Below are 23,564 nucleotides of genomic sequence, written 5' to 3'. Positions count from 1 at the left end.
TCAGCCCCGGCCGGTGTGCAGCAGCGCCTCCCGCAGGATCCGCTCGCCGGCGGCCACCCCGCGCTCGGGCAGGGCGGTGATGTGCGGGGCGCTCCAGCCCAGTTCGGCCAGCTCCCCGTGACCGGGGCGCCAGCCGGTGTCGGCGGCGAGCAGCAGATCGGCGTCCAGGAGGGAGTCCCCGGCGGCCAGTACGTGCCCGGCACCGGTGCGGCGGGCGACCTCGGCGACGGCGGCGCTCTTGGTGAGCGGCCGGGGCACGGCGTAGATCTTGCGGCCCTGGAGGGAGACCGTCCAGCCGCGCGGCCCGGCCCAGTCCGCCAGTTCCTTGACCCAGGCCTCGGGCAGTTCGGCGCGGTCGACGACGAGGTAGGCGAACAGGTCCTCGGCGACGCGCTCCTTCAGCAGCCAGGCCGGGTCGGCGGTGGCGGTCAGCCGGGCGCGGACCTCCGCCAGGGAGGCGCAGTCGGCGTCCAGGGCGCGGCGCACCCGGGCGTGCCAGCCGGGGTCGGACTCGCCGTCCACCAGCAGATGGCCGCCGTTGGCGCAGATCGCGTACCGCGGGGGCGGGCCGGGCAGGCGGATGCGGCCGTACTGCTCGCGGGTGCGGGTGGTGGTGGGGACGAGGACGGACCGCCCGGCCAGCTCGGCCAGCAGCGCGGCGGCGGTCTCGGTGAGGTAGGACAGCGGTCCGGACTGGTAGACCTCCACGCACAGCAGCCGCGGCGCCTCGGCGTCCGGCATCGCCAGGCCGAGGGAGGCGGCGGAGTAGATCAGGGTGCGGTCCAGGTCGCTGGCCATCAGCACCGGTGCGGCGGGGGCGGGTGCGTGCGAGTTCATCGCGCGGCCTTTCCGTCGGCGCCGGTCGCGCCGCGCGTGTAGCGGGGGTGGATCAGGCCGACACAGGAGTACGGCAGGCCGTCGACCTCCTCGACGGGTACGCCGCGCTGTTCGGCGAGCAGCCGGATGTGGTCCAGGTCGGCGCCCGCGCCGCGCCGGGCCAGCACTCGCCAGGGCACCCGGCGCAGCATCACCCGGGTGGTCTCGCCGACTCCGGGCTTGACCAGGTTGACGTCGCCGATGCCGTACTCCTCGCTGATGCGCTCCACCGCCCGCCGGCCCGCCCAGGTGGGGGCGCGGTCGGCGGCGAGCAGTGCGCGGACGTCGGCGGCGACCGGCTCGCGCACCTCGTCGAAGCGGGCGGCGACGGTGTCGAGGAAGAGCCCGGAGACGTCGGAGGCGGCCAGCTCGCGGTAGAACTTCGCGCCGTGGAAGTCGTCCGGCCCGACGAGGTCGGCGCGGAGCACGGTGCGCGAGACCAGTCCGGAGACGGTGGAGTTCAGACAGGCCGAGGGGATGAGGAAGTCCTCGCGGGTGCCGTAGGTGCGCACACAGCCGCCGGGGTCGGCCAGGACCGCGAGCTCGGGGTCGAAGCCGGGGAAGGGGCGCAGGGCGTCGGCGAGCTCGCGGGTGATGGCGCCCTTGCCGGTCCAGCCGTCGACGAAGACCACGTCGGCCGGGTCGTGGTGGGCGGCCAGCCAGCGCAGGGCGGTGGTGTCGATGCCGCGGCCGCGGACGATGGAGACCGCGTAGTGCGGCAGTTCCAGGCCGTGGACCTGCCGCGCCCAGCGGCGCATCAGCACCCCGACCGGCGTCCCGGCGCGCGCCAGGGAGGCCAGCACGATGCCACCGCCACCGCCACCGCCACCAGCGCCGCCGCCGTGCCGTCCGCGCTCGGCGAGCAGGGTGTCGGTGACGGTGCCGACCGCGCGGGCGATCCGGGCCGCGGAGGCCTCCAGCGCCTGGTGGAACAGCTTCTGGTACGCCTCGCTCGGCTGGTACTCCACCGGCAGCGACTCGGCGTAGTGGGCGCCGCCGGACTGGATGGCCTCCTCGCGCTCCTCCGTCGGCGCCTCCAGGGTGACCTCGGAGAGGTCCTGGAGCAGCCAGCCGACCTCCCCGGGCGCGTAGGAGGAGAAGGCGGGGCCGCGCAGCGGTGCGGGCAGCGGCCGGTGGGAGGGGATCACGGCGAGCAGCACCCGGCCGGTGTGCGCGGCCAGTCGGGCCGGCAGGCCGTCGGGGGCGTGCAGGGCGGGGGTGTCGCCGGCGGAGTCGACCACGGCCACCACCGCGTCGAAGCCGGCGCCGGTGGTGCTGTGGACGTTGTAGGCGTAGCGCGGGCTCGTGCCGCCGGCGGGGTCACCGGCGGGGTCGTCGTGGGCGGGGAAGACCAGCCGGGTGCGTATCGCGTAGCCGGGTTCGTCGACCGCCAGGACGGGCGAGCGGGTGGTGGTGGAGAAGCGGACCTCGGCGCCGGGCCCGCCCGTGCCGTCGGCAGAGCCGTCGGCGAGGAGATCGGCCAGGGCGCCGGCCAGCCGCAGCGGCGCGTACATCAGCTCCTCGCAGCCCAGTACGAGCACCCGCCGCGCTCCCGGCGGCAGCGCGGCGGCGAGCCGGCCGGCCATCGCGGGCAGCGCGGCCTCCAGCCGGGCGCGGTGGGCGGGGGTGAAGCCGTGCCGGCCGCCGTCGGGCAGACCGAGCGGCCAGCCCAGCTCCACCCGGCGCACCTCGCCGGGCTCCCCGGCGGGCGCCGGCGGCGGGCCGTCGTGGGCCTCGACCAGGGCGGCGCCGCGCTCCAGCACGTCCGCGGGAAGACGGACGGTGCCGGTGGCCAGCGCCACCACGTCGATACGGGCGCCGAGTTCGGCGGCGAACTTCTCCAGCCGGGCGCGGTCGGCCGCACCGCGCAGGTCGGTCAGGGCGACGATGACGTACCGCTCGCGCGGGAAGGCGCGGTGCAGGACGGTGATCGTGTTGAGGACGGTGGTGCCGGTGGAGAACTCGTCGTCCACCAGCACCAGCGGGCCGTTTCCGGCCAGCAGCGCCGGGTCCTCGGGCAGCAGCAGATGGGAGGTGGCGTGGGAGTGCTCCTCCTCGAAGCCTCCCACCGGCACCGCGCCGGGGACGGCGCGGCGGGTGGAGTGCAGGTAGGGCGCGGTGCGCAGGCCGTCGGCGACGCTGTGGCCCAGCCCGGTGGCGGTCTCGGCGTAGCCCAGCACGACCGCGCGGCCGGCGTCGTCCCCCAGGAGCTCGCGGACCCGCTCGCCCAGGGCGAGGCCGGTGCCGTGGACGACCCGGGGCAGTTGGGGGACGTGCTTGCCCAGCACCCGGGAGACCAGCAGATGGGCCCGGCGGGGGTTGCGCCGCAGGGCCAGGCCCAGCAGGCCGCGCAGCCGCCCGTCGGCCTCGCCCGGCGCGGACTCCAGCCGGACGCCGAGCCGGCGGGCGACCCACTCCCCGGACCACTCCTCCTCCGGCCGGCCGGCCGGCGGGTTTCCCGGCCGGTCCTCCGGGCGCCGCCCGTGGCCGGGCTCGTCCGGCCCTCCGGTGCCCGTCTCCGCGGTCGTGCCCGTGTCCCTGGCCGCCTGCCGTGTCACCGTGCCGTGCTCCTCACCGCTGCCGTCGCCGGCGCTGTCGCCGTGTCCGTCACGGTAGCCGCTGCCGCTGCCGCCGTCGCCGCTCATCCGGTCGCCGCCGCAAGCAGCTCGACGAAGCCCACGCCCTCGCGCGCGACGCCGAAGACCTCGGCCCGCAGCAGGGTGCGCTCGGCCCAGGCGCGGTGCGGCTTCACCTCGTTCATCTTGTTGGTGTAGGCCGAGCGGAGAACACCGCCACCGCCGCGTTCGGGGCGCAGTATGTCGGTGGCGTCGCTGAACTCCTCGTGGCTGACCACGGACAGGGCGTGCACGGGGGCGACGTGCGAGGGGTGGATGCAGGTCTTGCCCAGCAGCCCGTTGGCCCGGTCCAGTTCGATCTCGCGCAGCAGCCCGTCCATGTCGTGCGCGATCAGGGCGGTGCGCAGTTCCTCGGCGCGGCCGGTGAAGGGGCTGCGGCGCAGCTGCGGTTTGAACATCCGCTCCTGGAGGCGGAAGTACTCCCACACCGGCCCCGTGACCGTGAAGCCCGTGCCGTCGGCCCGGCCGAGCACGTTGACCACGTCGGCGATGACCGAGGCCACGATCTGCACGTCGTAGGCGGTCATCTCGGGACTGCGGCGCAGCCCGTAGGCGGCGCAGAAGTCGGTGACGCCCAGCCGGAGCGCCAGGACGCGCTCGCGGTACTTGTCGACGGTCCGGGCGATCCCGGCGAGCGCCTCCAGGCGCGTCTCCAGATGGAGCAGCTCGGGGGATTCCAGCACGGGCATGGCGAAAAACCGACGTCCACAGTCCGCCTCGGCGGCGTCGAACGCCTCCAGGAAGGGGATGCCGCGCTCCTCGGTGAACTTCGGCAGGACGAAGCCGGACAGCAGCCCGGCGGCGGGACCCAGCCGCCGGACCAGGTCGGTGATCTGGGCGGGTTCGCGGACCCGGACGAACAGCAGCGGCAGCTCCCCGGCACCGGAGCCGGCCAGCTCGGTGAGCTGCCCGACCAGGTTCTCCTCGGCGCCGGGCACCTCCGCGTCGTCTATGGAGTCCTCCAGGCAGAGGACCATCGAGACCACCCCGCGCCGGGTCTGCTTGCGGACGTCGTCGGCGAGCCGGGGGCGGGTGGCCGGGCTGTAGAGGGTCGCGCCGAGGGCGGCCGACAGCAGGCAGGCCGGGGAGTCCGGGAAGAACTCCGCCGGCTCCCGGTGGAACAGCTCGTGCCGGACATCCGGCGGAAGGTGTCCGAAATGCCGCACAAGGCCCCCGATCCTCGCCGGTCTCATGCCTGTCATGAACTAGATCCGGCCATTTGTCATATGCACAATAAGCATGAACGCGGCTCAATCGCTGCCCGAACACATGAACAAAACATTACCCACGAGCAAACCGGACGCTCCTGGGCACTCGCGTTGTCCCGGTGCGCCCGGGAAGGCAGGATGGCGGTCATGACGCACGCGATGCTGAAGGGGTCGAACATCCAGCTCCAGACGACGGCGGTGCGCGCCGTCCTGCGCTGGACACCGGGCACGGGGGTGCATGATGTCGACGCCTCCGCGCTGCTGGTGGGCACGGACGGCCGGGTGCGCTCCGACGAGGACTTCGTCTTCTACAACCAGCCCCGCCACCCGTCCGGACTCGTCCGGCACCTGCCCAAGAGGCGCGAGCCCGAAGGACTGACCGACTCCGTCGAGGTGGAGCTGGCCGGACTGGAGCCGTCCGTGGACCGGGTGCTGCTGACCGCCTCGGCGGACGGCGGCACCTTCGCGGACGTGCGCGACCTGGTGCTGCTGTTGCTGGACACCATCGGCGGGGAGACGGTGGCGCGGTTCGAGATCCGCCCCGAGACGGGCTCGGAGACGGCCCTGATCTGCGGCGAGCTGTACCGGCGCGGGGACGGCTGGAAGTTCCGCGCGCTGGGACAGGGCTACGACACCGGGCTGATCGGACTGGCGACGGAGTTCGGGATCTCGGTGGAGGAGGGCTCGCCGGCCGTCTCCGGAGGGCCGGCGGGGACGGTTCCGCAGCCGCCTCCGGAGCCGGACCTCCCCGAGCCGGACCCGGTACCGGCGCCCCCGCCGGAGCCCGGTCCCGGCCCGCGCCCCCTTCCCGAACCCGAGCCCGGGCCGCATCCCGAGCCGCGGCCCGAACCCGCCGCGGCGGCCACCGCCCGGATACCCGACCGGTCCGCCCACGGCCACCCACCGCCGCCGGCCCCGCCCGCGTACGGCTACCCGCAGATACCGCCGCCCCCGCCCGTACAGCCGCCTGCGCAGCCGCCGGGCCCGCCGCCCCGGCCCGCGTACGGCTACCCGCAGCCCGACCCGGGTTTCACGCTCCCTCCGCAGGGGCCGCAGTTCGTGGGGCGCTAGGCCGTGGCCGGGCCGAAGCACGGGCCGAAGCACGGGCGGAGGTACGGGCGGGGACACGGACGGGCGGGCATCACGACCGGCCGCTCTTCTTGAAACCGCGGCCCCACTGCAGCCCCCAGCCGTAGAGCCGGTCGAGCTCGGACTGGAAGCCGTAGACGTACCGGACCTCCCGGCGCACCACCAGCTGCCCCTTGCCGTCCTGCTCGATCAGCACCACCGCGCACGAGCGCGCGTCGGGCTCCCGTTCGTCCAGGCCGATCTCGATGCGGGGGCCGCTGCTGGGGATCAGCGTGACCACGGCCTGGGTACGGTCGAACGCCGGAGTGCCGTCGTAGATGTAGACGAAGACGAGCAGCCGCTTGATCTTGTCCTTGTGGTCGAGGTTGACGTAGATGGTCTCGCCCGACGTCCCGCCGAACCGGTCGTCACCGCTGAGCTTGACGTACGGCGGCGCGTTGATCTCCCCCAGCAGCCCGCCGAGCGGCTGGACCACGCCCTTGCTGCCGTCCGTCAGCTCGTACAGGCAGGCCAGGTCCAGGTCCACCGTCACCACGCCCTGGGTGTGGCCCTGCACCGGTACGGGCTTGAACAGCTCCAGCGGATTGCGCGGCAGCCGGCCGCGCCGTGACCGGCCGGTGAGGTCGGAGGTCCTCGCCCGCCAGGAGAGGTTGATCTGCAGGTGGCCGCTGTCGGCGCCGTGCCGGGTGAGCGAGACCGTCGAGTGCCGTCTGGTCAGCTCCGTCGCGTACGTCGACGAGCCGCCGACGGTGTCGAACCTCGGACCTCTGCGCATGCCGCCGCGCCAGTTCTCCCACAGGGAGACCATGTCTTCCCACCCCCAGCTCCGGCCGGATCGTCCTGTGCCGTTCCTGTCCCGTCCCCCGTTCCCAACGCCGCGGGGCGGCCGCGCGGTTCCACCGCGTGGCCGCCCCGCACAGAGCGTTCCGCAATCGGGCCGCCGTCACACTCCGGAGGGCACTTCCGGCTTCTGGGCCGGGGTGCCGCCCTCGCCGCCCTCGCCGCTGCCGGCGGCGTCGGCGCGGTTGTGGCGCACCGACGTCAGGAAGGCCGCACCGATCAGGGCGACACCGATGAGGCCGGTGATGACCTCGTTGACGTGCCACCTGATGGTGATGAGCAGCAGGACTCCCAGGGCGCCGATGGCGTAGTGGGCGCCGTGCTCCAGGTAGCGGTACTCGTCCAGGGTGCCCTGGCGGACCAGGTAGACGGTCATGGACCGGACGTACATCGCGCCGATGCCCAGACCGAGCGCGATGATGACCGGGTCGTTGGTGATGGCGAAGGCGCCGATGACGCCGTCGAAGGAGAAGGACGCGTCCAGGACCTCCAGGTAGAGGAACATGAAGAACGCCGCCTTGCCCGCGAGCAGCACCGGCGAGGGCTCCCGGCCGGCGCGCCTGGCGGCCTCCTCCGCCTCGTGCTCCTGCTCCTCCTCCTCTTCGATCTTGTTCTCGAAGTGGCTGGAGAGCCCGTTGACGATCAGATAGGTGAGCAGTCCCGCGATGCCGGCGAGATAGACCGCGGCGGACTCGTCCGCGTGGCCCTCGTAGAGCACGGCGTTGGTGCCCAGCACGCTGCCCGAGACCAGCAGGACGATCAGGGCGATGACCACGGCCAGACCTTCGACCTGCCCGAAGCGGGCCAGCGGACGCTCGATCGGCTTGAGCCAGTGGATGTCGCGGTCCTGGTCGAAGATGAAGTTGAGGAAGATCATCAGCAGGAACATGCCGCCGAAGGCCGCGATCGACGGGTGGGCGTCGGTGACCAGCTGCTCGTAGCGCTCCTGGTCGTTCAGCGCCAGGTCGACCGCCTCGATCGGCCCGAGCTGGGCCGAGACGGACACGATCACGATGGGGAAGACCAGCCGCATACCGAAGACGGCGATCAGGATGCCGATGGTGAGGAAGATCTTCTGCCAGAAGGCGTTCATCTTCTTCAGCACACCGGCGTTCACGACCGCGTTGTCGAACGACAGCGAGATCTCCAGGATGGAGAGGATTGCCACAAGGGCGAACGCCTCCCACCCCCCGAACAAGAAGGCGGTGACGAGCCCGGCGGCGGTAACGCCGAAGGACCAGCCGAATGTCCTCAGAACCACTGGTTACCCAATCTTCTCTCGCGTGGGAATCCCCCCGCGTCCTGGGCGGCGGAAGACACTCCGCGGGCCCGCTTTACGAAACGTTGACTCCGAAGTCTAGGGCGATGCCCCGCAGACCCGACGCGTACCCCTGCCCCACCGCGCGGAACTTCCACTCGCCGCCGTACCGGTACAGCTCTCCGAAGATCATGGCCGTCTCCGAGGAGGCGTCCTCGCTCAGGTCGTAGCGGGCCAGCTCGTTGCCGTCCGCCTGGTTCACCACCCGGATGTAGGCGTCGGTGACCTGGCCGAAGGCCTGGCGCCGGGCGTCGGCGTCGTAGATCGACACCGCGAAGACCACCTTGTCGACCCGCTCGGGCACCCGGGGGAGGTCCACCATGATCGTCTCGTCGTCGTCGCCCCCCGTCCCGCCGACCAGTTCGTCACCGGTGTGCTCGACGGCACCCTCGGGGCTGGTGAGGTTGTTGTAGAAGACGAAGTACTCGTCGCCGAGCACCCGCCCGCCCGCGCACAGCAGGGCGCTGGCGTCCAGGTCGAACGCGGCACCCGTGGTGGAACGGGCCTTCCAGCCCAGACCGATCCGGACCTGGGTCAGGTTCGGTGCGGCCTTCGAGAGGGAGACGTTGCCCCCCTTGGCGAGCGTGACACCCATGATCCTGCTTCCTCTCCCCGGTGTGGTGCGCCCAGTGTGATCAAACCGCCCGGCGCCGCACACCTCCCGGTTGTGGAAGTCTGCGGCGCCGGACGCTGCCGGGACCGGGTGGAACCGCTCGCCGGCGAACGGCGTCCCCGGGGGCGCGGGGCCCTCGGAGGACGTCGGACGAGGATCGGTCAGACGTTGACCCCGAAGTCCTGGGCGATGCCGCGCAGGCCCGAGGCGTAGCCCTGGCCGATGGCCCGGAACTTCCACTCCGCGCCGTGGCGGTACAGCTCACCGAAGACCATCGCGGTCTCGGTGGAGGCGTCCTCGCTCAGGTCGTAGCGGGCCAGCTCGTTGCCGTCGGCCTGGTTGACCACCCGGATGTAGGCGTTGCGCACCTGACCGAAGCTCTGCTGGCGTGCCTCGGCCTCGTAGATCGACACCGGAAAGACGATCTTCGTGACGTCCGCCGGCACCCCTGCCAGGTTCACCTTGATGGCCTCGTCGTCGCCCTCGCCCTCACCGGTGAGGTTGTCGCCGGTGTGCTCGACGGAGCCGTCGGGGCTCTTGAGGTTGTTGAAGAAGACGAAGTTCTGGTCGCTGGAGACCTTCCCCTCGGCATTCGTCAGCAGGGCGCTGGCGTCCAGGTCGAAGTCCGCACCCGTAGTGGTGCGGGCGTCCCAGCCGAGACCCACCATCACGGCGGTCAGGTTGGGGGCCTCCTTGGTCAGCGAGACGTTGCCACCCTTGCTGAGGCTGACTCCCACGAGTCCTCCCGGTTGTTCGTAAGGAGCACCGTGTGCCCCGTATCGTCGGATGTCGGTAAAGAACGAGTCGATCCTAGTGATCGGTTCCCTGCCCCGGCAGGGTTCTCACAGGCTTTCCAGTGCCTTCGCGTACTCGCCCGGGTCCCGCGCGTCGGACATCGCGCTGACCACCGTCCAGCGCACCACTCCCGCCCGGTCGATGAGGAAGGTGCCGCGCAGCGGGCAGCCCTTCTCCTCGTCGAGGACGCCGTACGCCCGCGCGGTCTCGCCGTGGGGCCAGAAGTCCGACAGCAGCGGGAAGCCGATCCCCTCCTGCTCGGCGAAGACCCGCAGCGAGAACAGGGAGTCGCACGAGACGGCCAGCAGCTGGACGTCGTCGTTGACGAAGCGGGGCAGCTCGTCGCGCAGGGCCCGCAGCTCGCCGGTGCACACCCCGGTGAAGGCGTAGGGGTAGAAGAGCAGCAGGACGTTCCGCCGGCCCTCGAAGTCCGCCAGCCGCACGGTCTCACCGTGCTGGTTGCGCAGCTCGAACCCCGGAGCCCGGACGCCCGCCTCGATCGCCATGGACATGTGCCCCCTCACTGGAAGTCCGTCCCCCACCCTACGCACCCCCACGCATCGGGCCCCCGTACGGCAGGTGCCGTACGGGGGCCCGGCGGCTCACGAGGCCGCGGTGATCAGCGTTTGCCGGTGCGGGCGGCCTTGGGGGTGACCAGCCGGCTGCCGGTCCAGTCCTTGCCCGCGTTGACGGTGCTGGTCTGGGCCAGGCCCGCGGTCTGGGCCGCCTCGCCGATGTCACTCGGCTCGACGTACCCGGGCCGTCCGGTCTTGGGGGTCATCAGCCAGACCGGGGCACCGTCCTCGATCAACGTGATGGCGTCCACCAGCGCGTCCGTCAGGTCCCCGTCCTCCTCGCGGAACCACAGGACCACGGCGTCGGCCATGTCGTCGTAGTCGTCGCCGACGAGCTCCTGGCCCGTGATGGCCTCGATTCCCTCACGGAGTGCCTGCTCGGCGTCCTCGTCGTAGCCGAGCTCCTGGACCACCTGCCCGGGCTGGAAACCCAGCCTTGCGGCAGGGTTGGTCCGCTCCTCCGCGTGGTCCGCGGTCGCGCTCACGGATTGCCTCCTGTCATCTTTCGAGAAAGTCCGGTGCCCGCGCATACGCGCGAAGCATTGGGCGTAGTCCACACGTGCGGGACCGATCGCGCAAGTACCCCGCCGCTGATCCCGCCCAAACGTTGACTTGTCGCCGCACACCGCCTCAACCGGCGTGGCGCGTGACACAACTGTATGCCTATTTTGCCCCATTGGATGCCGGGTATGACGGGGTCGAACGGCCGTACCCGGATCACGGGCGCGACAGGCGTAGGGTTGCCGTTCGGCCGGCCAACACCCCGGCCGCGCCGGCCCGGGCACCCGGACATCTCACGGAGTGGTGTTACCCCTCGGTAGAGATGACGTATCCGCCCCTGCGGTACACGATGGGAGACGGCGCGACACCCCGACAGAGCAAGACCTAACAGCGAAGGAACAGCGTGGCTTCCGGATCCGATCGCAACCCGATCATCATTGGTGGCCTTCCCAGCCAGGTCCCGGACTTCGATCCCGAAGAGACCGGGGAGTGGCTCGACTCGCTCGACGCGGCCGTCGACGAGCGGGGCCGGGAACGTGCCCGCTACCTGATGCTCCGCCTCATCGAGCGCGCCCGCGAGAAGCGGGTGGCCGTGCCCGAGATGCGCAGCACGGATTACGTCAACACCATCGCCACCAAGGACGAGCCGTTCTTCCCCGGCAACGAGGAGATCGAGCGCAGGATCCTCAACGCGACCCGCTGGAACGCGGCCGTGATGGTGTCCCGGGCGCAGCGGCCGGGCATCGGGGTGGGCGGCCACATCGCCACCTTCGCCTCCTCCGCCTCGCTGTACGACGTGGGCTTCAACCACTTCTTCCGCGGCAAGGACGCCGGTGACGGCGGTGACCAGGTCTTCTTCCAGGGGCACGCCTCCCCGGGCATCTACGCCCGCGCCTTCCTGCTCGACCGGCTCACCGAGCCCCAGCTCGACGGGTTCCGCCAGGAGAAGTCGAAGCACCCCGAGGGGCTGTCCAGCTACCCGCACCCGCGGTCGATGCCGGACTTCTGGGAGTTCCCGACGGTCTCCATGGGCCTGGGCCCCATCAGCGCGATCTACCAGGCCCGGATGAACCGCTACATGGAGGCGCGCGGCATCGCCGACACCTCCAGGAGCCACGTGTGGGCGTTCCTCGGCGACGGCGAGATGGACGAGCCGGAGTCACTCGGCCAGCTCTCCATCGCCGCCCGGGAGGGCCTGGACAACCTGACCTTCGTCGTCAACTGCAACCTCCAGCGGCTCGACGGCCCGGTACGCGGCAACGGCAAGATCATCCAGGAGCTGGAGTCGTACTTCCGCGGCGCCGGCTGGAACGTGATCAAGCTGGTCTGGGACCGCTCCTGGGACCCGCTGCTGGCACAGGACCGCGACGGTGTGCTGGTCAACAAGCTGAACACCACCCCCGACGGCCAGTTCCAGACGTACGCCACCGAGACCGGCGCGTACATCCGCGAGCACTTCTTCGGTGGCGACCACCGGCTGCGCCGGATGGTCGAGGACATGACCGACGAGCAGATCCTGCACCTGGGCCGCGGCGGCCACGACCACCGCAAGGTGTACGCGGCCTACAAGGCGGCCCGGGAACACAAGGGCCAGCCGACGGTGATCCTGGCCCAGACGGTCAAGGGCTGGACGCTGGGGCCGAACTTCGAGGGCCGCAACGCCACCCACCAGATGAAGAAGCTGACGGTCGAGGACCTCAAGCGCTTCCGCGACCGGCTGCACCTGCCGATCTCCGACAAGGACCTGGAGTCCGGCGTACCCCCGTACTACCACCCGGGGCGGGACTCCGAGGAGATCCAGTACATGCACGACCGGCGGCGGGAGCTGGACGGCTACGTGCCCACCCGCGTGGTCCGCGCCAAGCCGCTGGTGCTGCCGGGCGACAAGACCTACGCCACGGTGAAGAAGGGCTCCGGCCAGCAGCAGGTGGCCACGACGATGGCCTTCGTGCGGCTGCTGAAGGACCTGATGCGGGACAAGGAGATCGGCAGGCGGTTCGTGCTGATCGCGCCCGACGAGTACCGCACCTTCGGCATGGACTCGTTCTTTCCCTCGGCCAAGATCTACAACCCGCTGGGCCAGACCTACGAGTCGGTGGACCGCGAGCTGCTGCTGGCGTACAAGGAGGCCCCGAACGGCCAGATGCTGCACGACGGCATCTCCGAGGCCGGCTGCACGGCCTCACTGATCGCCGCGGGATCGGCCTACGCCACCCACGGCGAGCCGCTGATCCCGGTCTACGTCTTCTACTCGATGTTCGGCTTCCAGCGGACCGGCGACCAGTTCTGGCAGATGGCCGACCAGCTCGCGCGCGGCTTCGTCCTCGGCGCCACCGCCGGCCGCACCACGCTGACGGGCGAGGGGCTGCAGCACGCGGACGGTCACTCCCAGCTGCTGGCCTCGACCAACCCGGCCTGCGTCTCCTACGACCCGGCCTTCGGCTTCGAGATCGCCCACATCGTGCGGGACGGCCTGCGCCGGATGTACGGCGAGAACGCCGAGGACGTCTTCTACTACCTGACCGTCTACAACGAGCCGATCAGGCAGCCCGCCGAGCCCGAGAACGTGGACGCCGAGGGCATCGTCAAGGGTCTGTACCGCTACCGGGAGGGTGAGGCGGGGTCGATCCCGGCCCAGGTCCTCGCCTCCGGTGTGGCGCTGCCCTGGGCCCTGGACGCCCAGCGCATCCTCGCCGAGGAGTGGGACGTCCGGGCGGACGTCTGGTCGGCCACCTCCTGGAACGAGCTGCGCCGGGAGGCCGTCGAGGCCGAGAAGCACAACCTGCTCCGCCCGGAGGAGGAGCAGCGCGTGCCGTATGTGACCCGCAAGCTCCAGGGCACCGAGGGCCCGGTGCTGGCCGTCTCGGACTGGATGCGCTCGGTGCCGGACCAGATCGCCCGCTGGGTGCCGAACCGGTACCAGTCGCTGGGCACGGACGGCTTCGGCTTCGCCGACACCCGCGGCGCCGCCCGGCGCTACTTCCACATCGACGCCGAGTCGATCGTCCTGGGCGTGCTCACCGAGCTGGCCGGGGAGGGGAAGGTGGACCGCTCCGCGCTGAAGCAGGCCATCGACCGCTACCGGCTGCTCGACGTGTCCGCCGCCGACCCGGGTTCCGCGGGCGGCGACGCCTGACGGACCCCGGGACGACGGGCCGGGGCGGGGCGGGGAGATGCCCGCCCCGCCCCGGCCGTCCTCGGCCGCCGCCGGCACCGGCCGGCCCCGTGGGCCGGTCCGGACCGGCCCACGGTCAGGGCCACAGCCCCCACGAAGCGGGTGCGGTGGCCAGCCACACCAGGGCGAGCACGGTGTCGATCGCACCCAGGACGATGGCCACCATGGCCGGCTTGGACCGGGCCCCGATCCAGCGGCGGCCCATGGCGAGCCAGCCGCAGATCATCGCGATGGGGCCGAGGACGAAACCCATCACGAAGAATCCGGCGACCGCGCAGACCAGACCGATGATCCCGAACGTCGAGCGTTCGTCACCGCTGAGGTCCGCACCGCCGCGCTTCTTGCCTTCGAAGTACCGCGTGCCCGTCATCTTCCCTCCCGGGCTCGTCGAGTCGGGCTGTGACTCCGGATACCCCGAGTCCCCCGTACGATGCCGGGCATGGCGGACATACAGGCCCGGGAACGCTGGGAGCGACATACACAAGGACCACTGCTGCTGCTGTCGGTGCTCTTCGCCGTCGCCTATGCCGTGCCGATCGTGCGCCCGGATGTCGCCCCGTGGATCAAGGACGCGTGCCGGGCCGTGGAGTGGGGTGTCTGGGCCGTCTTCGCCGTGGACTACGCGGTACGCCTCTGGCTGAGCCCCCGGCGGTGGAGGTTCGTCCGCAGGCAACCGCTCGCGCTGCTCGCCGTGCTCCTCCCCCTGCTCCAGCCGCTGCGACTGCTGCGGCTGGTGTCCGCCCTGCTGCTGGTGGGACAGCGGGCGCGGCTGGCCTCCCGGGTACGGGTGACCACCTATGTGGCCGGGTCCTGCGCGGGACTGCTGGTGTTCGGTTCGCTGGCCGTGCTGGAGGTGGAGCGGGACGCCCCGGAGGGGAACATCGCGACGCTCGGTGACGCGGTGTGGTGGTCCTTCACCACCATGACCACGGTCGGTTACGGCGATCTGGCGCCGACCACCGGTGTGGGCCGGCTGCTGGCCGTCGGGCTGATGCTCTCGGGGATCGCCCTGCTCGGTGTGGTCACCGCGAACATCGCCGCCTGGTTCATCGCGCGGTTCGACGAGGAGGACGCTGTCGAGCAACGGCAGACGGCGGCGCTCGAGGCGCTCACGGCCGAGGTGCGGGCGCTGCGGACGGAGGTCGCGGAGTTGCGGGAGGGACGGGCGGCCCCGGGTGATCCCGGTGCCGGCCCCGCCTCCGGCACGGCCGGGCACCTCAGTTCTCCCAGATCTTGACGGCCCGCGCCCGGTAGGGCATCCGGGGGGACCAGGAGCCGGACGGGTAGGTCTCAAACTCCCCCGTCTCGGCGCACTCCGCGCTCTGATAGGCCGTCACGGGCCTGCCGGTGCGGTTGGCGAGCGAGGCGACGGACTCGCCGCGTGGCAGCGGCACACAGCTCTCGATGTCGGTGTCCGCCAGCTCACGGGCGTGGCGCTGCCCGCGGAAGTCCTCTCCCTCCCACAGGCACAGCTGCCCGGCCGCGCACGGCCCCAGCCGTACCGCCCCGGGCGGCGCGGCGGCGGTCCGCGGGGCCGACGCCGCCAGCAGGGCCAGTACCGCCAGCAGGGCCAGGAGCAGGATGGCGGCCGCCGGGAGCACCGGCGGTGCGGTGCGGGCCACCGCGCGGGCTCCGGTGCGGGCTCCCCGGAAGCCTCGTGCGTACCGGGTGGGCCGGGCGTACCGGCCTTCCCGGACGGCTCCGTGGGCCCGGGCGCTGCGGTCGTCCTGTGTGCGGTGCATGCGGATCACTCCCCGTGTCGGTCGTGTGATCAGCTTCGGCGCGGACCGGCCGACGCGCCAAGGGCCGCCCGGCCGATTCACCAGGACGGGTAACGGAGTTGTCCACAACCGCTCTGTCGTCCACACCTTGCGTGCTTCCCCCCGGACGACCTGCCCGGACGGGTAAGGTGCCCTGCACCGGCGCGGTCGGCAGAAGGTGAGCGGGGTGAGTGGGGTGAGTGGGGTGACCGGACTGCGTGAACGCAAGAAGCGGCGCACCCGGGACGCGCTGATCCGCACGGCCCACGAGTTGTTCGTCGCCCAGGGGTACGAACGCACCACGGTCGACGAGATCGCCGACGCCGTGGAGGTCTCCCAGCGGACCTTCTTCCGCTACTTCGCCAACAAGGAGGAGGCGGCCTTCGCCCTCCAGCGGATGGTCGAGGAGCGCTTCTTCGCCGCCGTCGGGGAGCGTCCCCTCCACGAGACGCCGATACAGGTGCTGGGCAACGCGCTCGGCAACGCCTGGTACGGCATCAGGGAGGCCATCCAGGAGGTCGTGCCGATCGAGCTGTACATGCGGATGTGGCAGCTCATCGAGACGACCCCGGCCCTGGTCGCCGTTCACCTGCGTCACTCCGCCGAGCAGGGCGACCGGCTCGCCGCCGAGCTCGCCCGACGGGCCGGTGTCGATCCGGAGGACGACCCGCGGCCGCATGTGCTGGTCGCCGCGTTCGCGGGAGTGATGCAGCTCGCGGGACGCCGCTGGGCAGCCGGCGACGATGTGACCGTCGACGGCGCCAGAAGGCTCTTCCAGGGCTACCTGAGCATGCTCGGCCCGGCACTGGCCGAGGGCTGGGGCCCGGCCCCCGGCGCCCCGCCGCCTCCGTGACCCGGGCGGACACGGCACGCCGCACCGCCCCGCCCGCCCGCACGGGTCCGCCCCGGCGGAAGGCGGGACGGACCACGTGGCCGATGAGCGCTTCCGCGCGTCCCCCGGAGTGACGGAGCGGTGACCCCGGCGACCGCGGGCACGGGGCCTCGTGAGGGCCCACCGGCGGGCGCGGCCGGTGTGACGCGCGTAGTGCGCCGGGGAGGACGGCCGCACGGCCGCCGCATACGATAACCCGCATGGGTGACGTACTGGCCGGAACCAACTCCTCCTGGGAGTTCGACACCGACTCCGTGCTCATCCGCTTCGAACGGGGGATCCGCACACCGAAGCTGTTCCACGTCCTGGGTGAACGGCGCGTTCCGTACGAGGCGCTGAGCTCGGTCGGGCTGACGCCCGGCCCCCGGCGGGGGACGGTGGTGCTGCGCGCCGAACCGCGGCCGGGTGCCGATCCGCTCGTGGAGGCGGCCGCCGGGCAGCTCAGGGAGACCAGCGATCCCTACCGCCTGGTGCTGCCGGCCGCCCGGGAGAAACAGGCGAGTGCCCTGGCCGAGGAGCTGCGCGCCGCGCTCGGTCCGGTGGCCGCCGAGCCCGCCGACCGCCATCTGGTCGCAGCGCCCCCACCGCCGCTGCACTTCAAGGCGTACGACGGCAAGGTCTCCTTCGACGGGGAGACGGTGGCCTTCCGCTGGTTCTGGACCGGGGCGTCCTCGGCGAAGTGGAAGGTGGGCGACCAGCGGTTCGGCGTCGGCGAGCTGGCGGGTGTCGTATGGCGCTCGCCCGAGGTCGTGGGCGGCCATCTGCGGCTGATCCGCCGTGACGAGCACGGCCCGCGCCCCGGCCGGGAGCCCCTGGAGCCGGACCAGGATCCGGCGGCCGTCGTCTTCGGGCTGGGATACGGGCTGGTGCACGAGTCGCTGCCGCTGGCCGCCTCGGTCCTGGCGGCGGTACGGGCGGCCGGAGCGGACCCGGCCGCCCGGGAACCGGCCCCGCCCGCCGTCCCCGCCGGGCCGGCCGCGTTTCCGGACGGCCCGCCCCGCTCCACTCCCGCCGACATCGCCGACCGCATCCGGCAGCTCGGCGAACTCCACGAGGCCGGGCTGCTCACCGACGACGAGTTCGGCGCGAAGAAGGCCGAGCTGCTGGCCGAGCTGTGACGTCGCGGTGGGCGGCCGCCCACCGGACGGCGGTCCCCCGGGGTCGGCGCGCGCGGACGGGCAGGGCCGGTCTCAGGTCCTTTCCGAGGACCGGCGGGCGTCCGCGTAGAGGTCGATCTTGAAGTCGAGGACCGTCAGGGCTTCCTGCAGTTCGGCGATCCTGCGCCGCACGTCCTCGCGCGCGGCACGCAGCAGCTCCTGCCGTTCGGCGAAGGTGTGGTCGCCCTCCCGCACCAGCGCGGCGTAACGCACCATGTCCGCGACCGGCATGCCGGTCAGCCGGAGCTTCCCGACGAAGGACAGCCAGTCCAGGTCCTGATTGGTGAAGCGGCGCTGACCCGTGTGCGAGCGGTCGACGTCCGGCAGCAGCCCGATCCGCTCGTACCAGCGCAGCGTGTGGGCGCTCAGCCCGGTGAACGCGGCGACCTCACTGATCATGTAACGGTCCTGCCCGTCCGGCCGCGGGTGCCGCACCTCAGCCGACACGCACTGGGCCGACCGGGAATCCGGCGGAATCCCGGCCAGGGTGCCGTCCGGCCGCCGGGGCTGGGGCTGGGGCTGCGTCTGCGTCACGGTCATGACTCAACGCTACGGAGTTGGAGTGCACTCCAGGCAAGGGGGAACGGCGCGGAGCCCGCGACCCTTCCGCGCTCCTCGCCCCGGTCCCCCGCCCTCCCCCTGTTCCGCCCCACGTTAGGCTCGGGACATGGAGAGCCTGCGCACGATCGATGACTGGCCGGTCACCACGGCGGCGGCCGCCGTCGTACGCGCCGACGGCACGGTGGCCGGCACCCGCGGCCCCGCCGACCGGCGCTTCCCCCTCGCCTCGGTGACCAAGCCGCTCGCGGCGTACGCCGTGCTGGTCGCCGTCGAGGAGGGCGCGGTCGAGCTGGACGAGCCGGCCGGACCGGAGGGCTCGACGGTGCGGCACCTGCTCGCCCACACCTCCGGGCTCGCCTTCGACGAACAGCGCGCCATGGCCGGGCCCGGCACCCGCCGGATCTACTCCAACACCGGCTTCGAGGTGCTCGGCGACCATCTGGCGAAGGCCACCGACATCCCCTTCCCCGAGTATCTGCGCCAGGCCGTCCTGGCGCCGCTGGGCATGACCTCCACCGAACTGCCCGGCTCCCCCGCCAAGGACGCCGTCTCCACCCTGGCCGATCTGGTCCGTTTCGCCGCCGAACTCCAGGCCCCGCGACTGCTGGACCCGCGGACCGTGGCCCAGGCCGCCTCGGTGGCCTTCCCCGGCCTGCCCGGTGTCCTGCCCGGTTACGGCAACCAGAAGCCCAACGACTGGGGCCTGGGCTTCGAGATCCGCGGCGGCAAGTCCCCGCACTGGACGGGCTCCGCCTCCTCACCGCGCGCCTTCGGCCACTTCGGGCAGTCGGGCACGTTCCTGTGGGTGGACCCGGACGCGGGCGCCGCCTGCGTGGTGCTGACGGACCGTGACTTCGGGCCCTGGGCGATCGACGCCTGGCCGCCGTTCACCGACGCGGTGCTGGCGGAACTGCGGCGGAACGGCTGACGCCGACGCCGACGGTGGTGGTGGCGGTGACGGCACGAGGACGGTGACGCCGGCGGCCGCTCCGACCGCACGGAGCACACCGGCACCGCACACCGCGCAGAACCGCCGTACATCGCATACCACTGCCGTACACCGCACGCCCGGGAGGCGCCCTTGTCCCTCCGACGCGACCGGTTAACGTCGCACGCGCACGCGACGACCGATCCCATCGGAGGACATGCAGCCCATGAGAAGGAGATCGCCCTTAACCGGCCTGGTGGCCGCGGTGGCCCTCGCGGCCACCGTCTTCACCGCCTCCGCCGTGACCGGCTCCCCGGGGTCTCAGGAGAACCGCGCCGAGGCCGGCCCCGCCGCCCACCAGCCGTCGAAGAAGAGCGGCCACTGGGTCGGCACCTGGGTCTCGATGCCGCAGCTGACGGAGCCGCACAACATGCCGCCGGAGCCGTTCACCCAGGACGGCCTGGTCATGGAGGACACCACACTGCGGCAGACCGTCCGCGTCTCGACCGGCGGGAACAAGCTGCGGCTGCGCTTCTCCAACGCCTTCGGCGGCACGGCGCTGCCCATCACCGCGGCCTCCGTGGCGCTGCCGCTCGACGGGAAGGCCGGGGTCAGCGCGATCGAGCCGGGCACGTCCCGTCCGCTGACCTTCAACGGCCGGCCCGGCACGGTGATCCCGGTCGGGGCGCAGATGGTCTCCGATCCCCTGGACCTCAAGGCGGCGCCCGGGACCAACCTCACCGTGACGGTCTATCTGGCCGAGGGGCAGGCCTCCAACGAGATCACCTCGCACCCCGGTTCCCGGACCACCTCGTACCTGCTGCGGGGCAACCACCTCGGCAAGGCCGACCTGCCCGGGGCGACGCCCACCGACCACTGGTACTTCCTCAGCGGCATCGAGGCGTGGTCCAGGCCGTCCACCAGGGCGGTCGCCGTCGTGGGCGACTCACTGACCGACGGCCGGGGCTCCACCACCAACGCGAACAACCGCTGGCCCGACCAGTGGTTCGACCGGCTGCAGTCCCGCCGGAGCACCTCCGGCATCGCCGTGCTGAACCAGGCGGCCGGCGGCAACCGGGTACTGAACGACGGCCTGGGCCCCAACGTCCTGGCCCGGCTGGACCGCGACGTGCTGGCGCAGAGCGGCGTCGAGTGGCTGATCCTCTTCGAGGGCATCAACGACATCGGCACCGCCGAGCCGACCGAGGCCGCCCAGAAGCAGGTGGCGGAGGACCTGATCGCGGCCTACGAGCAGATCGTCACCCGTGCCCACGCGCAGGGCATCAAGGTGTACGGCGCGACGCTGCTGCCCTTCGGCGGCAACGACTACTACGCCGACCCCACGGGCAACCGCGAGGCGGCCCGGCAGCGGGTCAACGAGTGGATCCGCACCAGCGGGGAGTTCGACGCGGTGCTCGACTTCGACCGGGTGGTGCGCGACCCGCGGAACCCGGACCGGCTGCACCCGGACGTCCACGACGGCGACTGGCTGCACCTGAACCCCGAGGGCTACGGGATGCTGGCCGCCGCCATCCCCGGCAGGCTGTTCCGGTAGGCCGTCCGGCAGGTCGTGCCGCCGCCCCCGGTGCCGCACCCGCGGCGCCGGGGGCGGCGCCCTCTCCGGCGCACTCTCCGGGGCCCTTTCCGGCGCCCTCTCCGGGGCCCCGAGCGTCCCGGGTCCTCCGCTCAGGGCACCAGCGGACCGGCCGGCACCCCCAGTCCGGCGGTGCGGTCGCCCTCCCAGGCCACCGCACCGCCGTCGGCGGGCAGTCGTCCCCACAGCACCAGCAGCAGCCGCTCGGCGGGGGCGGACAGGGCGGCTACCGGGGCGCCCGGGCCGTACGTCCACGACGCGCCGGTGTCCGTGGCGGCCAGCCGTACGGCGCGGTCCGGCGGCCGGGCCCGGCCGCGTGCGATCTGGCGCGGGGCCATCGTGTCGAACACCTCGGCCACGCCCTCGGCGGCCGTCTCCGGGTCCAGCGGGCGGGCCTCGCCCCGGGCGTGTTCGGCGTCCCAGCGGTGCACCAGGGTCTCCAGGGCGCGGCGCCGCCGCCAGAAGCCGACCGTGTGCGGCGGGTGGAACGTCCAGGCCGGGGCGGACGGTTCGGCCGCCAGGGCGTCCAGCAGCACCGCGCACGTCCCGTCGAACCAGCGCGCCAGGGCGGCCGGCTCCCCGGGCGCCGGCGGGGGCCGCAGCCCGCCGTGGCCCTCGGTCACGGCGGCCGCCGCCCACAGGTTGCCCCGGCCCAGATGGGCGGCGAGATCGTGCAGCGTCCAGTCCCCGCAGTGCGCCACCGGGACGGACAGGCATTCGGAAGCGCCGCCCAAACAGGCCCGGAAGGCGCCGAGTTCGCGTCGCAGCCGGCCGAGGAGGAGGTCGGGGTCCACGGCGGAAGCCTACGGAACACGCCGGACGGCCGGAGCGGCACCTCCGTTCCCTGTGCCCGCCACACTTCTGCGGCGTCCGCGGGGCGGCGCCTGTTCCCGTCCCGAGGGTGCCCCCTCCCCGGTCTGCCCCGGGGCCGTCCCTCCCGGCCCACAAGTGCCGTCGACGCCGGCCTCGCGCGGGGCGGACAGCGGCCACCCTCCCGGGCACCCCAGTACCATCCCGCGGTTCTTTCTGCGCCCGTCTGCCGGAATTCACCACCCGGAAGACATGTTCATCGCTCGTTTCGGTGATCTCAGCACGAATTTCGGACATCAGAACGAGATCGCCTCATCCGCAACACGGAAGACATCACGGAAGTCAAAGTTTACGCAAAGGCCGGGATTCGCGGACTCACCCTGCGAGACGTTGGGAAACATTGCGCCGGGGGGTGTCTGTGCTGTTCTGATCCTGCGGGAGTCTCTCCGCCGCCACCTGTTTCAATCCCACTCCACAAGGGGCTCAATTGGCGCTACAGGGATCAATCACCGCAGCGGAGAGCGGCCGGGTCAGCCTGACCGCCACGCTACTCCTCATGCCTCCCGCGGGCGACAAGTTCTTCCTCCACGGCGGAGGAACCTCCCGGACGTTTCCCCGCCTGGTCATTCCCGTCGAGAAACTGCACAACGCCAGCCTGCCGGCCGTGGTCGCCGAAGCCGCGAGAAACCAGCTGGGGATCGAACTGTCCTACCTCGGGCCGGTCGCCCTCGACCCGTCGGCGGAGCACTGCGGAATCGTCGTCGCCGCGTCCGCCAACGGAAACACCCACCAGCAGGGTGATCTCGCCCTCACAGCGTTGCCCGACCTCCTCGACCCCACCGGCACGAATCCCGGGCGCGCGCACCTCGAGTCCGCCCTGAGGTGGCGGGAGGCCGATGCGGCGGCCGACAGCCTCGCCTCCTCCATACGCAAGGCGTTCGACACCTCCATCGCCTATCTGGACGCCCACGTCTGCACGGAGAACGGGCACAAGGGGTGGAACCAGTACCAGAACGGCAGTCCGCCGGGGATCATTTCCACCGCCCAGGCGCTGCTGTCCCACGTGTACGCGGGACGCCGCGAGGAGCTCGTGGAGGAGGCTTCCAGGACCCTGGAGAGCCTCCAGAACCCGGACGGCGGCTGGCAGGTCCGCCGGGCTCTGGTGGGCGCGCCCAGCCAGGCCTCGATCACCGAAAGCACCAGTTACTGCCTGTGGGCGCTGTGCGAGGCGGGGCGTTCCGCCACCAGCCCGGCCGTACACAGAGGGCTGGACTGGCTGGAGGCCATGCAGAACCCCGACGGGGGCTGGCATCCCGCCCAGCCGGGGCAGACACCCCATGTCGTCGCCACCGCCATGGCGATGCGGGCGCTGGCCGGATTCAAACGCATGTCGAAGGTGGACCGGGCCGTCGGCTGGCTCCGCAGCGCGCAGAACGCCGACGGCGGCTGGGGACCGACGGCGAACACCCGGAACGCCGGACCCGGTTCCTCCGCCGCCTACACCGCGCACGCCCTTCTCGCGCTGCGGCAGGCCGGCGTCGACCCCGGGGACCGTACCGTGCAGCGGGCCCGCGGCTTCCTGGAGGCCTCCTTCGACCCCGCGCTGGAGGAGCCATGGCCCTCGGCCCTGTTCACCATCCAGGTCGACCCGGTCACCTTCTCCCTCATGGACTTCCGGCACTTCGCGACGCCGTGGGCACTCGCCGCGCTCAGTTCGGCCGGTCGGGACCTGAGTGACGCCACCGTCCTGCTGGGCACCCTGCGCCTGCTGCGGCTGCAGCAGGCCACCGGCGCCTGGCGGTGCGGGCTCACCGACCCCGAGGCGTTCCCCGTCTGGGCCTGCCACGACGCCCTGTACGCCCTGCGCAGCGTCATGGCCGCGAGCGCCGAGCGTCTGGAACCGATCATCCTGGCGCCGTACACGCACGCCGAGAAGGGGCTTCTGGAGGAAGCGATGGCAAAACTGGCCACCCTTTCGGCCCGCGTCGGCACGGCGGCACGCGACCGCCGCAGCTACGGCACCACCGTCTGGCTCTCGCTGCTCACGGTGTTCGTCGCGCTGCTCGCACTGTTCCAGCTGGGAATCGTGGAAGCCCTCTCCGAGAGTTCGGGTCTCCGGCGGGTGGGGGCCTGGGCGCTGACCGCGGTGGTGGCCGCCATCGGCGCGGTGGGACCGCTGATAGCCGTGGAGGAATACAAGATACGGAGGCAGATCCGAAGGTAGGACACAACACAT

The 23,564-nt window shown here is 72.2% G+C and carries 21 protein-coding genes; 8 read left to right on the top strand and 13 right to left on the bottom strand.

Annotation, left to right across the window (positions count from 1 at the left end; all coding sequences use genetic code 11):
- Genes CUT44_RS29530 through CUT44_RS29520 form a run of 3 tightly spaced genes read right to left on the bottom strand, consistent with a single transcriptional unit; the run spans position 1 to position 4,678 of the window.
- The gene (locus tag CUT44_RS29530; protein ID WP_100204996.1) at positions 1–837 is read right to left on the bottom strand and encodes an HAD family hydrolase; all 837 of its coding nucleotides are present in this window, start codon (positions 835–837) and stop codon (positions 1–3) included.
- Positions 834–3,521, bottom strand: coding sequence for a phosphoribosyltransferase (locus CUT44_RS29525; protein ID WP_233221751.1), 2,688 nt, complete (start codon positions 3,519–3,521; stop codon positions 834–836). Before CUT44_RS29525 ends, CUT44_RS29530 begins: the two co-directional genes overlap by 4 nt.
- Complete coding sequence (locus tag CUT44_RS29520) at positions 3,518–4,678, bottom strand: HpcH/HpaI aldolase/citrate lyase family protein (RefSeq protein WP_100204995.1); 1,161 nt, start codon at positions 4,676–4,678, stop codon at positions 3,518–3,520. The genes CUT44_RS29525 and CUT44_RS29520 overlap by 4 nt, the downstream gene beginning before the upstream one ends.
- 189 nt (positions 4,679–4,867) lie before the next feature.
- Between CUT44_RS29520 and CUT44_RS29515 the strand changes: the two genes are divergently transcribed.
- Entirely contained in the window at positions 4,868–5,791 is a 924-nt protein-coding gene (locus tag CUT44_RS29515; RefSeq protein WP_100205283.1) for a TerD family protein, read from the top strand.
- A 70-nt stretch (positions 5,792–5,861) separates the two neighbouring features.
- On the opposite strand, the gene CUT44_RS29510 is transcribed toward CUT44_RS29515, so the two are convergent.
- The 6 genes from CUT44_RS29510 to CUT44_RS29485 form a co-directional block, all read right to left on the bottom strand.
- Positions 5,862–6,617, bottom strand: coding sequence for a Tellurium resistance (locus CUT44_RS29510; protein WP_100204994.1), 756 nt, complete (start codon positions 6,615–6,617; stop codon positions 5,862–5,864).
- Between the two features lie 135 nt (positions 6,618–6,752).
- Positions 6,753–7,910: a DUF475 domain-containing protein gene (locus CUT44_RS29505; RefSeq protein WP_100204993.1), complete on the bottom strand. Its 1,158-nt coding sequence runs from the start codon at positions 7,908–7,910 to the stop codon at positions 6,753–6,755.
- A 73-nt stretch (positions 7,911–7,983) separates the two neighbouring features.
- The gene (locus CUT44_RS29500; RefSeq protein WP_100204992.1) at positions 7,984–8,562 is read right to left on the bottom strand and encodes a TerD family protein; all 579 of its coding nucleotides are present in this window, start codon (positions 8,560–8,562) and stop codon (positions 7,984–7,986) included.
- 179 nt (positions 8,563–8,741) lie between these two features.
- Entirely contained in the window at positions 8,742–9,317 is a 576-nt protein-coding gene (locus CUT44_RS29495) for a TerD family protein (protein WP_100204991.1), read from the bottom strand.
- Between the two features lie 105 nt (positions 9,318–9,422).
- The gene (locus CUT44_RS29490) at positions 9,423–9,881 is read right to left on the bottom strand and encodes a peroxiredoxin (protein ID WP_100205282.1); all 459 of its coding nucleotides are present in this window, start codon (positions 9,879–9,881) and stop codon (positions 9,423–9,425) included.
- Positions 9,882–9,994: 113 nt separating this feature from the next.
- Positions 9,995–10,435, bottom strand: a complete 441-nt coding sequence (locus CUT44_RS29485) for a DUF3052 domain-containing protein (protein WP_100204990.1) — start codon at positions 10,433–10,435, stop codon at positions 9,995–9,997.
- 419 nt (positions 10,436–10,854) lie between these two features.
- Here CUT44_RS29485 and aceE point away from each other — a divergent pair, with 419 nt between their 5' ends.
- A complete protein-coding gene (gene aceE, locus CUT44_RS29480; protein ID WP_100204989.1) occupies positions 10,855–13,587 on the top strand; it encodes a pyruvate dehydrogenase (acetyl-transferring), homodimeric type in 2,733 nt (910 codons plus the stop codon).
- Between the two features lie 115 nt (positions 13,588–13,702).
- Here the strand turns inward: aceE and CUT44_RS29475 are convergent, their stop codons facing one another.
- The gene (locus tag CUT44_RS29475) at positions 13,703–13,996 is read right to left on the bottom strand and encodes a small hydrophobic protein (RefSeq protein WP_100204988.1); all 294 of its coding nucleotides are present in this window, start codon (positions 13,994–13,996) and stop codon (positions 13,703–13,705) included.
- Positions 13,997–14,056: 60 nt separating this feature from the next.
- Between CUT44_RS29475 and CUT44_RS29470 the strand changes: the two genes are divergently transcribed.
- Positions 14,057–14,863 (top strand): potassium channel family protein, encoded by an 807-nt coding sequence (locus CUT44_RS29470; RefSeq protein WP_100204987.1) that lies wholly within the window; start codon positions 14,057–14,059, stop codon positions 14,861–14,863.
- On the opposite strand, the gene CUT44_RS29465 is transcribed toward CUT44_RS29470, so the two are convergent.
- Positions 14,844–15,368 (bottom strand): peptidase inhibitor family I36 protein, encoded by a 525-nt coding sequence (locus tag CUT44_RS29465; protein ID WP_100204986.1) that lies wholly within the window; start codon positions 15,366–15,368, stop codon positions 14,844–14,846. The two genes, CUT44_RS29470 and CUT44_RS29465, sit on opposite strands and share 20 nt — an antisense overlap.
- A 205-nt stretch (positions 15,369–15,573) precedes the next feature.
- On the opposite strand from CUT44_RS29465, the gene CUT44_RS29460 reads away from it, so the two are divergent.
- On the top strand, positions 15,574–16,239 hold the full coding sequence (locus CUT44_RS29460) for a TetR/AcrR family transcriptional regulator (RefSeq protein ID WP_233221750.1): 666 nt from the start codon (positions 15,574–15,576) through the stop codon (positions 16,237–16,239).
- A 239-nt stretch (positions 16,240–16,478) separates the two neighbouring features.
- Complete coding sequence (locus tag CUT44_RS29455) at positions 16,479–17,396, top strand: DUF4429 domain-containing protein (RefSeq protein ID WP_100204984.1); 918 nt, start codon at positions 16,479–16,481, stop codon at positions 17,394–17,396.
- A gap of 72 nt (positions 17,397–17,468) precedes the next feature.
- Here the strand turns inward: CUT44_RS29455 and CUT44_RS29450 are convergent, their stop codons facing one another.
- Positions 17,469–17,975, bottom strand: a complete 507-nt coding sequence (locus tag CUT44_RS29450) for a MerR family transcriptional regulator (protein ID WP_100204983.1) — start codon at positions 17,973–17,975, stop codon at positions 17,469–17,471.
- Between the two features lie 127 nt (positions 17,976–18,102).
- Between CUT44_RS29450 and CUT44_RS29445 the strand changes: the two genes are divergently transcribed.
- Both CUT44_RS29445 and CUT44_RS29440 read left to right on the top strand, forming a co-directional pair.
- Positions 18,103–18,924, top strand: coding sequence for a serine hydrolase domain-containing protein (locus CUT44_RS29445; protein ID WP_100204982.1), 822 nt, complete (start codon positions 18,103–18,105; stop codon positions 18,922–18,924).
- Positions 18,925–19,150: 226 nt separating this feature from the next.
- Positions 19,151–20,479, top strand: a complete 1,329-nt coding sequence (locus CUT44_RS29440; RefSeq protein ID WP_100204981.1) for an SGNH/GDSL hydrolase family protein — start codon at positions 19,151–19,153, stop codon at positions 20,477–20,479.
- A gap of 131 nt (positions 20,480–20,610) precedes the next feature.
- Here the strand turns inward: CUT44_RS29440 and CUT44_RS29435 are convergent, their stop codons facing one another.
- On the bottom strand, positions 20,611–21,312 hold the full coding sequence (locus tag CUT44_RS29435) for a maleylpyruvate isomerase family mycothiol-dependent enzyme (protein ID WP_100204980.1): 702 nt from the start codon (positions 21,310–21,312) through the stop codon (positions 20,611–20,613).
- 572 nt (positions 21,313–21,884) lie between these two features.
- Here CUT44_RS29435 and CUT44_RS29430 point away from each other — a divergent pair.
- The gene (locus CUT44_RS29430) at positions 21,885–23,552 is read left to right on the top strand and encodes a prenyltransferase/squalene oxidase repeat-containing protein (RefSeq protein ID WP_100204979.1); all 1,668 of its coding nucleotides are present in this window, start codon (positions 21,885–21,887) and stop codon (positions 23,550–23,552) included.
- Positions 23,553–23,564 lie beyond the last annotated feature (12 nt).

Origin of the sequence: Streptomyces carminius (genome assembly GCF_002794255.1) — a bacterium.
In the GTDB taxonomy this organism is placed as follows: Bacteria; Actinomycetota; Actinomycetes; order Streptomycetales; family Streptomycetaceae; genus Streptomyces; species Streptomyces carminius.
The sequence above is the reverse complement of the archived record's forward strand: the minus strand, read 5'-3'. Positions and strand labels throughout refer to the sequence as shown.

What these genes read in the sequence shown, in the direction of transcription:
- CUT44_RS29530 (WP_100204996.1), bottom strand. Translation starts at nt 837, where the DNA reads ATGAACTCGCACGCACCCGCCCCCGCCGCACCGGTGCTGATGGCCAGC.
- CUT44_RS29525 (WP_233221751.1), bottom strand. Translation starts at nt 3,521, where the DNA reads ATGAGCGGCGACGGCGGCAGCGGCAGCGGCTACCGTGACGGACACGGC.
- CUT44_RS29515 (WP_100205283.1), top strand. Translation starts at nt 4,868, where the DNA reads ATGACGCACGCGATGCTGAAGGGGTCGAACATCCAGCTCCAGACGACG.
- CUT44_RS29510 (WP_100204994.1), bottom strand. Translation starts at nt 6,617, where the DNA reads ATGGTCTCCCTGTGGGAGAACTGGCGCGGCGGCATGCGCAGAGGTCCG.
- CUT44_RS29500 (WP_100204992.1), bottom strand. Translation starts at nt 8,562, where the DNA reads ATGGGTGTCACGCTCGCCAAGGGGGGCAACGTCTCCCTCTCGAAGGCC.
- CUT44_RS29490 (WP_100205282.1), bottom strand. Translation starts at nt 9,881, where the DNA reads ATGGCGATCGAGGCGGGCGTCCGGGCTCCGGGGTTCGAGCTGCGCAAC.
- CUT44_RS29475 (WP_100204988.1), bottom strand. Translation starts at nt 13,996, where the DNA reads ATGACGGGCACGCGGTACTTCGAAGGCAAGAAGCGCGGCGGTGCGGAC.
- CUT44_RS29470 (WP_100204987.1), top strand. Translation starts at nt 14,057, where the DNA reads ATGCCGGGCATGGCGGACATACAGGCCCGGGAACGCTGGGAGCGACAT.
- CUT44_RS29465 (WP_100204986.1), bottom strand. Translation starts at nt 15,368, where the DNA reads ATGCACCGCACACAGGACGACCGCAGCGCCCGGGCCCACGGAGCCGTC.
- CUT44_RS29455 (WP_100204984.1), top strand. Translation starts at nt 16,479, where the DNA reads ATGGGTGACGTACTGGCCGGAACCAACTCCTCCTGGGAGTTCGACACC.
- CUT44_RS29450 (WP_100204983.1), bottom strand. Translation starts at nt 17,975, where the DNA reads ATGACCGTGACGCAGACGCAGCCCCAGCCCCAGCCCCGGCGGCCGGAC.
- CUT44_RS29445 (WP_100204982.1), top strand. Translation starts at nt 18,103, where the DNA reads ATGGAGAGCCTGCGCACGATCGATGACTGGCCGGTCACCACGGCGGCG.
- CUT44_RS29440 (WP_100204981.1), top strand. Translation starts at nt 19,151, where the DNA reads ATGAGAAGGAGATCGCCCTTAACCGGCCTGGTGGCCGCGGTGGCCCTC.
- CUT44_RS29430 (WP_100204979.1), top strand. Translation starts at nt 21,885, where the DNA reads ATGCCTCCCGCGGGCGACAAGTTCTTCCTCCACGGCGGAGGAACCTCC.